At 62.7% G+C, this 10,115-nt stretch carries 9 protein-coding genes; 4 read left to right on the top strand and 5 right to left on the bottom strand.

The genetic code is table 11. The features are described 5' to 3' along the window. Positions 1–401, top strand: a 401-nt coding sequence (locus RT460_RS19125; protein ID WP_313321316.1) for a hypothetical protein, incomplete at its 5' end; no start/stop codon positions are given. 58 nt (positions 402–459) lie between these two features. Here the strand turns inward: RT460_RS19125 and RT460_RS19120 are convergent. Continuing rightward, positions 460–1,557: an MBL fold metallo-hydrolase gene (locus RT460_RS19120; RefSeq protein WP_313321315.1), complete on the bottom strand. Its 1,098-nt coding sequence runs from the start codon at positions 1,555–1,557 to the stop codon at positions 460–462. A 78-nt stretch (positions 1,558–1,635) separates the two neighbouring features. Between RT460_RS19120 and RT460_RS19115 the strand changes: the two genes are divergently transcribed. After that, positions 1,636–2,262, top strand: a complete 627-nt coding sequence (locus tag RT460_RS19115; protein ID WP_313321314.1) for a TetR/AcrR family transcriptional regulator — start codon at positions 1,636–1,638, stop codon at positions 2,260–2,262. A 412-nt stretch (positions 2,263–2,674) separates the two neighbouring features. Here RT460_RS19115 and RT460_RS19110 read toward each other — a convergent pair whose 3' ends face one another. The 3 genes from RT460_RS19110 to ubiE all read right to left on the bottom strand — a co-directional run bounded on the left by RT460_RS19110 (position 2,675) and on the right by ubiE (position 5,980). Further along, entirely contained in the window at positions 2,675–4,627 is a 1,953-nt protein-coding gene (locus RT460_RS19110; RefSeq protein WP_313321313.1) for a M1 family metallopeptidase, read from the bottom strand. 234 nt (positions 4,628–4,861) lie between these two features. Further along, a complete protein-coding gene (locus RT460_RS19105; protein WP_313321312.1) occupies positions 4,862–5,158 on the bottom strand; it encodes a hypothetical protein in 297 nt (98 codons plus the stop codon). Positions 5,159–5,215: 57 nt separating this feature from the next. Beyond that, positions 5,216–5,980 carry a bifunctional demethylmenaquinone methyltransferase/2-methoxy-6-polyprenyl-1,4-benzoquinol methylase UbiE gene (ubiE, locus tag RT460_RS19100; RefSeq protein ID WP_313321311.1) on the bottom strand — a complete coding sequence of 255 codons (765 nt, stop codon included), beginning with the start codon at positions 5,978–5,980 and terminating at the stop codon, positions 5,216–5,218. 90 nt (positions 5,981–6,070) lie between these two features. Here ubiE and RT460_RS19095 point away from each other — a divergent pair, with 90 nt between their 5' ends. Together RT460_RS19095 and RT460_RS19090 are read left to right on the top strand one after the other, a co-directional pair. Then, positions 6,071–6,523 (top strand): nucleoside deaminase, encoded by a 453-nt coding sequence (locus RT460_RS19095; protein ID WP_313321310.1) that lies wholly within the window; start codon positions 6,071–6,073, stop codon positions 6,521–6,523. Between the two features lie 120 nt (positions 6,524–6,643). Then, positions 6,644–6,895, top strand: a complete 252-nt coding sequence (locus tag RT460_RS19090; protein WP_313321309.1) for a hypothetical protein — start codon at positions 6,644–6,646, stop codon at positions 6,893–6,895. A 383-nt stretch (positions 6,896–7,278) separates the two neighbouring features. Here the strand turns inward: RT460_RS19090 and RT460_RS19085 are convergent. Beyond that, the coding region (locus RT460_RS19085) for an efflux RND transporter permease subunit (protein WP_313321308.1) at positions 7,279–10,115 on the bottom strand (2,837 nt) is incomplete at its 5' end.

Raw genomic sequence — 10,115 nt, 5'->3', positions numbered from 1 at the left:
ATCGCTCCAGCCTTTGCCCCTACGCCGTCATTCCCGCGCAGGCGGGAATCGCTCCAGCCTTTGCCCCTACGCCGTCATTCCCGCGCAGGCGGGAATCGCTCCGGCCTTTGCCCCTATGCCGTCATTCCCGCGCAGACGGGAATGGCTCCAGCCTTTGCCCCTACGCCGTCATTCCCGCGCAGGCGGGAATCGCTCCGGCTTTTCCGTTGTTCTTGCCGTTGCTCTGGCATTCGTCATTGCCCTACGCAATTTCACGCACACCTTTGAACGATGTAAAAGCAAAAACCAAAGGCCAGAGCGATTCCCGCCTGCGCGGGAATGACGGCATTAAAAGTGCAAAAGCGGAAAAACGAGGGCAAAAGCAAAAAAGGCAAAAAAGGCAAAAAGCAATGAAGAAATGAAGGAATGAAGCAATCAAAGTCCCCTTCCAACCCGCAGCACCAACCCGCCGCCGCCCGCCTACTCCCGAACCGGCTGCCCCTCGCGCCACCACTGCGTCGAAGGCGCAGGCTCGCGGATATCCAGACGCTCTCCCATCTTCGGCGCGGTCAACACGACACCCTGCTCTGCCGCCAAGGCGGTGATCCGCTCAAACGGCTCCGTCCATGGGTGCAGCGCCAGGTCAAAGGTGCCGTTATGGATAGGCATCATCACTTTGCCGCGCACATCCAGATGCGCCTGCAAGCTCTGTTCGGGCTGCATATGCACGTCCGGCCAGTCGGCGTCGTAGGCGCCGGTCTCGACCATGGCCAGATCGAACGGCCCATAGCGCTCGCCGATCTTCGCGAAACCATCGAAGTAGCCACTGTCACCGCTGAAGAAGATCCGCGTACTGCCGGTATCGATCACCCACGACGCCCATAGGGTGCGATTGCCATCGGACAGGCTGCGGCCGGAGAAATGCTGGGCCGGTGTTGCCGCGACCTTCAGACCCTGCACGCGGGTTTCCTGCCACCAATCGAGCTGGGTGATCTTCTCCTGTGGGACGCCCCAGGCCAGCAGGCGATCACCTACGCCCAGCGCAGTCACGAAGTGCTGCACTTTGGGCGCCAACGCCAGCACCGCGTCATGGTCCAGATGATCGTAGTGATCATGCGAAATGATCACGCCGGTGATTTCCGGCAGCTCGTCGATCGACAACGGCGGTGCATGGAAGCGCTTCGGACCCATGAACGAGAACGGCGATACGCGCTCGGAGAACACCGGATCGGTCAGCCAGAAATGGCCATCCAGCTTCAGCAGCATGGTCGAATGGCCCAGCCGCCACAGGCTGTCGTTCGGCGCGGCGAGCAGCGCCTGGCGGGTCAGGCGTTGTACCGGGATCGGTGCCAGCGGTGTGGCATCGGCCGGTTTATCGAACAGGAAGCGCCAAAGCACCCCCAGGGTTCGCACCACGCCGTTCGAACGCATGCTCGCCGGATTATGAAAACGGCCCTGCCCATATTGCGGCGACTGGTCGTAGGCGGCAGCAGGATGGGCAGTACAGGTAAGCAGTCCAATGGACATGGCGGTCAACACCGTTAGCAGGATGAGGATGCGGGCGGAACGACGTTTCATCGGGCTCCGCCCTGAAAAGTACACTGGCGAGTCTACTTCCATTTTCCAGAAAGTAAACTGAACGGTGTAAAATGGGCAATGACCGACGAAAAGCGCCCGCCCCGCCTGACCGACCGCAAGCGCGCCGCCATCCTGCGCGCCGCCGTCACCGAGTTCCGCGAGCAGGGCTTTGCCGGCACCAGCATGGACCGCATTGCCGCCACCGCCGAAGTATCCAAGCGCACGGTCTACAACCACTTCGCCAGCAAGGAAGAGCTGTTCACCGCCATCCTCTGGCAGCTGTGGGAGGCCAGCCAGGCGCAGGAGCCGGTTCGCTATGACCCCGCAGCGTCGTTACGCGGACAACTATTGCTGTTCATGGCGCAGAAGCTGCGCCTGCTGGGCGATGCCAGCTTCATCGATCTCTCGCGCGTGGCGATGGCCGAGTTCGTGCGCGCACCCGAGCGCGCACAGGTATTGATGGAAAAGCTCGCCGAGAAGGAAGAAGGCCTGACGGTGTGGATGCGCGCGGCACAGGCCGACGGCAGGCTGCACAGCACCCTCAGCGCCGCCGAGGCGGCCCACCAATTGCAGGCAATGCTCAAGGCGTTCGCCTTCTGGCCGCAGATCGCCATGGGCCAACCGCCCTTGGGCGAGGCAGCACAGCAACAGGTGATGGAGGACTGCGTGGACATGTTCCTGGCGCTGCGCGCATCGGCGGCCTGAGTTCATCGCATCCCAACCAGCACTCCGTCTCCCCTTCTCCTGATCCGGGGTGCGCGGCGCATGGCGGCCACCCTGTAGTGCCGAACCATGCTCGGCACAGGCCTTCCTGGTAGAGCCTCAGCCGAGCATGGCTCGGCTCTACGCAAGAACAATGCGCTAACGGTCCTTGGCGCGTGGCGATTGGCAGCTACCCTGTAGTGCCGAGCCATGCTCGGCACAGGCCTTCCTGGTAGAGCCCCAGCCGAGCATGGCTCGGCTCTACAAAAGAAGCTGCGCGCTAACGGCCCCGGGTGCGCTGCGCTTACCCGGGCTACGGAACCCGTGGCGCCCATGCAACCCATGCGGTTCGCCGTGGGGAAAAACAAACGGCGAGCCTGAGCTCGCCGTTTGCGTTGAAGCATGCTGATGCCAATTACTGCTTCGGCGTCGCTTCCTGCGCCGGCGCGGCTTCGGCCTTGGCGATCATCTCTTCCACCGAGGCAGTGGTGATCGGGTGATAGCCAGGCTTGGCCTTGGCAAACACTTCCTTGGCGAAGGCCAGGCCTTCCGGGGTCTTCAACAGCTCGGCATAAATCGGCAACACCAGCTTGCGGCGACCCACGCGCTGGATGAACTCGCCAGCAGCGGCCTGCGCATCGGTATAGCCGCTGCGGATGGCCAGCGGGTACCAGCGCATGGCAATTTCGCCGTTCGGGGTACCGGTGAAGTGGTAGCCCTTGTCCAGCTGCGCCAGCTTCTCGACCGGCTGCTTTTCACCCAGACCGTCGATGAAACGCACCCATTCCTGGGTGTTCCATGCGCCAGTCACCTGGCTGTTCGGCAACTTGTCACTGCCCAGGAAGGCGATACGCGCGGTATCGACCACGGCAAAGTTACGCGAGCGGGCCTTCTGCGCGAAGGCCGGAATGCCCGGTTCTTCCAGCCATGCCTTCAGTTCGGCATCGGTCACCGCCGAGGGATTCTTCGGCAGCAGGTTCTTCTTCATGTACGCGACGAACTGGTCGGTATTGGCGCTCTGGAAGGCATGGTCGTTGAACCAGCCACGCAGGAACGGATCGAACACTTCGCGGCCGAAACGCTGCTCCAGGAACTGCAGGAACCATGCGCCCTTGACGTAGGCAACGTTGCTCAACGCCTCGTCCGGATCACGCTCGTTCAACGGCGGCAGTGCCAGGGCCTGGTCGGCCGGGCTCATGTCCTTCACTTCGTTGAGCAGATCGGTCTGGTCGATCTCGCGCTCCATCTCCGCCATCTCGGTGCCATACAGCGCCTCGGTGATGCGCGCCTGCACATAGGTGGTGAAACCCTCGTTGAGCCAGATGTCCTTCCAGCTGGCGTTGGTCACCAGGTTGCCGGACCAGCTGTGCGCCAGTTCATGCGCGACCAGCGACACCAGCGACTTGTCGCCGACGATGACAGTCGGGGTGGCAAAGGTCAGGCGCGGATTCTCCATGCCACCGAACGGGAACGATGGCGGCAGCACCAGCATGTCGTAACGGCCCCAGCGGTACTCGCCGTACAGGTTTTCGGCGGCACCGATCATCTTCTCGGTGTCCTCGAATTCCTTGGCGGCCTTGTTGACCATGGCCGGCTCTGCCCAGACGCCGGAGCGCTCGGAGATCGGCTCGAACACCAGGTCACCGGCGGCGATGGCCAGCAGGTAGGACGGGATCGGCTGCGGCATCTTGAAGTCGTACTCGCCATCACGCGCGGCCTGCGGATCGTTGTCGGCGCTCATCAGCACCATCACGTCCGGGCGGCTGACTACGTGCGCGCTGTAGGTGAAACGAACACTCGGCGTATCCTGCAGCGGCACCCAGGAGCGGGCATGGATGGCCTGCGACTGGCTGAACATGAAGGGCAGCTTCTTGCCCTCGGTCATCGACGGCTCCAGCCACTGCAGGCCCGAGGCGGTCGGTGCGGTGTGGTAGCTGATGCGCACGGTAGTCGGCTGTGCCGGGGTTTCGATGCTCAGCTTGCTGCCGAACACCTTGTCAGCCGGGGCCAGTGCGAACTGCAACGCGGTGGCGGTGCCATCGGCGGCCAGCGCCTCGACCTTTTCCACGGTCAGTTCGCGGGTATCGAGCAGCAGCTGCTTGGCAGCCTTGTCCTTCCATTCCAGCGTATAGGTGGCGGTGCCGCCGATCTGCTTGGTGTCGAAGTCCACCTTCAGGTCCAGCGCCAGGTCCTTGATGACGACCTTGTCCGGTTCGGCGTAGGAGCTTTCATCATGGCTGCGGCTGACGGTATTCACGGCGGCGGCGGGCTTCTGGGCGACGGGGTCGACGGTAGGGGCTGCAGGCTCCTTGGCACAACCGGCGACAAGCGCCACGGCCAAGGGCAGCATCAAGAAGGGTGAACGCATTGATCTGGAACCGGTTCAGGGGATAACTGCTGATTTTAAACCCGAAAGCCGCAGGCCGATGCGGCAGTGCGGCAACCGCCGTTTGCGGTAAACCGGCGCCCTGCATGCAGGGCGGTCTTTTTCGTGGGAGATCGCTCTGCGCCCTGGACGCAACGGCCCCGCCCTTTTGGCGTCATCCCCGCGCAGGCGGGGATCGTTCTGCGCTCTGAACGCAACGGCCCTGCCCTTTTGCCGTCATCCCCGCGCAGGCGGGGATCGTTCTGCGCCCTGAACGCAACGGCCCTGCCCTTTTGCCGTCATCCCCGCGCAGGCGAGGATCGCTCTGTGCCTTTCAGGAAGAAGCAGGCCAAGACCGAGGCAAGCAGAGCTGGGCAACAGCAGAACAAGAGCGATCCCCGCCTGCGCGAGGATGACGGCATTAAAAGCAAAGGCAGTGACAGCAAAAGCAACAACGGCAGCAAAAGCAGCAACAGCAGCAACAGCAAAAGCAAAAGCAACAGCAACAGCAGCAGCAGCAACCAGAAAAATCACCTCACAAGAAAAAGGCGGCCAATGGCCGCCTTTTCCAATACTCCAAGCTACCAAGCCTTACAGCTTGTATCCGGAGTGGATCGAAACAATGCCCGCGCTCAGGTTCTTGTAATGGCAGCGGCCGAAACCGGCCTCGGTCATCATCGCCTTCAATTCTTCCTGCGGCGGGTGCTTGCGGATGCTCTCGGCCAGATACTGGTAGCTATCGGCGTCGCCACGCGCAAACAATTTGCCCAACGTCGGCAGCACCTTGAACGAGTGGAAATCGTAGATCGGCTTGAACCACTCGGCAGTAACTTCCGAGAACTCCAGCACGCGCGCCTGCCCGCCCACCTTCAGCACGCGGTACATCTCGCGCAGCGCCGCTTCCTTGTCGGTCACGTTGCGCAGGCCGAAGGAAATGGTGACCAGGTCAAAACTCTGGTCGGGGAACGGCAACGCCTCGGCGTTGAGCTGCACCCATTCAAACCCGGACACCTGGCCACGGTTGGTCAGACGGTCACGCCCCACCGACAACATGCCGGCATTGATGTCGCCCAGCACCACGGTACCCTCGGCGCCCAGACGCTCCTTCAGCAGTACCGCGATGTCACCGGTACCGCCCGCCAGATCCAGCACGCGGTCACCTGGCTTCACCTGTGCGGTGGCCACGAAGTAGCGTTTCCACAGCCGATGAATACCCAGGCTCATCAGGTCGTTCATCAGGTCGTAGTTGTCGGCCACGGAAGTGAACACCTGGCCGACAAGCTTCTGCTTGTCCTTGGCCGGTACGTCGCGGAAGCCGAAGTGGGTGGTGCCGGTCTTGTAGGGGGATTCGCTCATGCCCCGATTATCGCACCGACAGCGCGATTGCGGCGGGAAGCAGCTGAACCGGCCGCTATGATGAACGCCAACGCATTTGGAGGACCCTGCATGATCACCACCCCGGACTACCGTGCCCTGCTTGAAACCGCCATCGCCGAGGCCCGCCAGGGCTTGGCCGAAGGCGGCATTCCGATCGGCGCGGCCCTGTACCACAACGACGGCCGCCTGCTCGGCTGCGGCCACAATCGCCGGATCCAGGAGGACGATCCCTCAATCCACGGCGAAACCGACGCCTTCCGCAAGGCCGGCCGCCAGCGTGGTTACCGCAACACCATCATGGTCACGACCCTGGCCCCGTGCTGGTACTGCAGCGGGCTGGTGCGTCAGTTCAACATCGGCACGGTGGTTGTAGGCGAGTCAGTCAGCTTTGCCGGTGGCATCGACTGGCTTCGCGATAACGGAGTGCAGGTCATCGATCTGAACGATGCCGGCTGTATCGAGATGATGGGCCGGTATATCAGCGAAAATCCCGACATTTGGAATGAAGACATCGGTGAATAACCGTGTCAGCCCATGAGCGGAACCTGACTGGGGGCCTCAGAAAACTAGACCAGCGTCGTGGCATTGCAATGTGAAACGGCTATGCTCAATGAACAGGGGCACTGCCATCGAGGTGAAGCGATGCTTACAACGCCCAACCAGGACAGCAGTCGCCGTTCGCTCCAGCATGCTGGGGAACAATTGCGACAGCAGTACGCACGACATCGTTGCTCGGCACCGTTCTGGGATGCCTACCACCAGGTCCAACGTGAACTGGTAGCGGCTTTCCCTGAACGCCAGGCCGAGCTCTGCAACCGTTTGGCGGTATTCGCCCAACGCCTTGGCGCGGTTGAGAAAGCCCAGTTACTGGAACTGGCTGACAGCGAAGTCTAGAAACAACCGGGCCTCGCCCGGTTTTTTCTTGCCCTGCGTTCTGTATCGCAGCGCCATGCACGGCAATATGTCCTCTTCCTTTGGCTGCAGGCCAAGGCGAAGTGGGTACGCAGTGGCCTTTCGGGGGTTTGCCTCTGCTGGGCAAGCCCCTGCCGAGCATGGCTCGGCACTACACGCTGCCCTTCGGGTCCGCGTCTTACCCCCTCCCTTTTGCGAAGCAAAGGGGAGGGTTGGGGAGGGCTTGGCTTTCGGCTTCTGGCTCTGTCCGGAATGCCCCTGCCGGGCATGGCTCGGCGCTGCCAACTGCCCTTCCCCGCAAACAGGCGACCCAGCAAAGCAAAAGGCGCCTTCCGGCGCCTTTTGCTTGTCGCTACCCTGCCCCGTTACTGCTGCGGCAGGTCGTTGTTCTTGGCCAGCTGCTTGCGGTTGAACACCCGCTGCACCACCACGAAGAACAGCGGGATGAAGAACAGGCCCAGCAAGGTGCCCACCACCATGCCGCCCAGCACGCCGGTACCGATGGCACGCTGCGCACCGGAACCCGCACCGGAGGCGATTGCCAGCGGCAACACGCCCAAACCGAAGGCCAGCGAGGTCATGATGATCGGACGCAGACGGTCGCGGACTGCATGCATCGTCGCTTCGATCACACCCGCACCCTGCTCCAGATGCTCCTTGGCGAACTCCACGATCAGGATCGCGTTCTTTGAGGTCAAGCCCACCGTGGTCAACATCGCCACCTGGAAGTACACGTCGCGCTCCATGCCGCGCATGGTGTTGGCCAGCACCGCACCAAGAATACCCAGCGGCGCAACCATCAGCACCGCGGTCGGCACGCTCCAGCTCTCATACAGGGCGGCAAGACACAGGAACACGATCAGCAGCGACAGCGTGTACAGCAGCGGCGTCTGCGAACCGGCCTCGCGTTCCTGGTAGGACACGGCCGTCCATTCGATGCTGAAGCCTGGCGGCAACTGCTTGGCCAGATTTTCCACTTCCAGCATGGCATCGCCTGATGCAACGCCCGGTGCGGCTTCACCCTGGATTTCCAGCGCGGAAACGCCGTTGTAGCGCTCCAGACGCGGCGAGCCGTAATCCCAGCGCTGGCTGGCGAAGGCCGAGAACGGCACCATCTCGCCGGCACTGTTCTTCACCGTCCACACATTGAAGTCTTCCGGGTTCATGCGGAAGCCGTCATCGGCCTGCACATAGACGCGCTTGACGCGGCCACGGTCGATGAAGTCATCGATGTAGCTCGAACCCCACGCCGTTGCCAGCGTGCTGTTGATCGCATCCAGCGACAGCCCATGCGCACCGGCCTTGGCCACGTCGATGTCCAGGCGCAGCTGCGGGGTATCGTCCAGACCATTGGGACGCACATTGGCCAGCAACTTGCTCTCACCTGCCATACCGAGCAGCTGGTTGCGCGCGTTGACCAGTGCTTCGTGGCCAGCGCCGCTGTTGTCCTTCAGGAAGAAGGTGTAGCCCGAGGCGATACCCAGCTCCGGCATGGCCGGCGGCGGGAAGGCGAAGATGAAGGCGTCCTTGATCTGGCCAAGCGCGGCCATTGCGCGCCCGGTAATCGGGCCCACGCCCTGGTCGGCGCTGCGCTCGCTCCAGTCCTTGAGCTTGACGAAGGCCATGCCCGAGTTCTGGCCCATGCCCGAGAAGCTGAAGCCCTGCACCGAGAACACCGATTCAACGGCGTCTTTCTCGTTCTTCAGGAAGTGATCTTCCAGCTTGTAGATCGACTCCAGGGTACGCTCCTGGGTGGCACCCACCGGCGCATTGACCAGCGCCATCAGGATGCCCTGGTCTTCGTTGGGCAGGAACGAGCTGGGCAGGCGCACGAACAGCAGGCCCATCACCACCACCAGCGCCAGGAACACCGCCATGAAGCGGCCCGGGCGATGCAGGATGCCGCGCACGCCACGCTGGTAACTGCCACTGGTGCGATCAAACCCGTTATTGAACCAGTTGAAGAACCGACCCAGCGGCCCCTTGTGCGCAACGTGGTGCTCGCCCTTCTTCAGCGGCTTGAGCATGGTGGCGCACAGCGCCGGGGTCAGCACGATGGCCACCAGCACCGACAAGGCCATCGCCGACACGATCGTTGCCGAGAACTGCCGGTAGATCACGCCGGTGGAGCCGCTCATGAAGGCCATCGGCACGAACACCGCCGACAGCACCAGGCCGATACCGACCAGCGCGCCGGTGATCTGGCTCATCGACTTGCGGGTGGCTTCCAGCGGCGACAGCCCTTCCTCGGACATGATGCGCTCGACGTTCTCCACCACCACGATGGCGTCATCCACCAATAGACCAATCGCCAGCACCATGGCGAACATGGTCAGCATGTTGATGGAGAAACCCAGCACCGCGAGGACGCCGAACGTACCCAGCAACACCACCGGCACGGCGATGGTCGGGATCAGGGTGGCGCGGAAGTTCTGCAGGAACAGGTACATCACCACGAACACCAGCACGATGGCTTCAAGCAGCGTCTTGACCACGCCCTTGATCGACACGCGCACGAACGGGGTGGTGTCGTACGGAATCACCGCCTTCAGGCCTGCCGGGAAGTTGGCACGCAGTTCGTCCAGCGTCTTGCTGACGCCCTCGGCGGTATCCAGCGCATTGGCACCGGTGGCCAGGGTGATGGCCAGGCCCGAGGCCGGCTTGCCGTTGTAACGGGTGACGAAGTCATAGGTTTCCGCGCCCAGCTCGACGCGGGCCACGTCGCCCAGCTTCAAGGTTGAACCGTCGGCTTCGGTGCGCACCACGATGTTGCGGAACTGCTCCGGCGTCTGCAGGCGGTCCTGCGCATTGATGGTGGCGTTGAGCTGCTGGCCCTTCACCGCCGGGGCGCCGCCCAGCTGGCCGACGGCAACCTGCGCGTTCTGCGCCTGCACCGCGGCGGTCACTTCGCTGACCGAGACCTTATACGTCTGCAGCTTGGTCGGATCCAGCCAGATGCGCATGGCGTACTTGCCACCGAACACCTGGATCGAGCCCACGCCCGGCACGCGGCTGAGCGGGTCGACGATGTTGGAACCCACGTAGTCGGAGATGTCGTTCTCATCCATGCTGCCGTCTTCGGAGACGAAGCCCAGCACGTTGAGGAAGCCCGAGCTGGACTTGGCGACATTGATGCCCTGGCGCTGCACTTCCTGCGGCAGCAGCGGCATGGCCAGCTGCAGCTTGTTCTGCACCTGCACCT

Origin of the sequence: Stenotrophomonas sp. (genome assembly GCF_032061965.1) — a bacterium.
In the GTDB taxonomy this organism is placed as follows: Bacteria; Pseudomonadota; Gammaproteobacteria; order Xanthomonadales; family Xanthomonadaceae; genus Stenotrophomonas.
Note: the sequence above shows the minus strand (reverse complement) of the source record. Positions and strands in the feature narration are given on the sequence as shown.

Excerpts from the sequence above, each read along its gene's own strand:
- RT460_RS19090 (WP_313321309.1), top strand. The coding sequence starts at position 6,644 with ATGCTTACAACGCCCAACCAGGACAGCAGTCGCCGTTCGCTCCAGCAT.
- RT460_RS19115 (WP_313321314.1), top strand. The coding sequence starts at position 1,636 with ATGACCGACGAAAAGCGCCCGCCCCGCCTGACCGACCGCAAGCGCGCC.
- RT460_RS19120 (WP_313321315.1), bottom strand. The coding sequence starts at position 1,557 with ATGAAACGTCGTTCCGCCCGCATCCTCATCCTGCTAACGGTGTTGACC.
- ubiE (WP_313321311.1), bottom strand. The coding sequence starts at position 5,980 with ATGAGCGAATCCCCCTACAAGACCGGCACCACCCACTTCGGCTTCCGC.
- RT460_RS19095 (WP_313321310.1), top strand. The coding sequence starts at position 6,071 with ATGATCACCACCCCGGACTACCGTGCCCTGCTTGAAACCGCCATCGCC.
- RT460_RS19110 (WP_313321313.1), bottom strand. The coding sequence starts at position 4,627 with ATGCGTTCACCCTTCTTGATGCTGCCCTTGGCCGTGGCGCTTGTCGCC.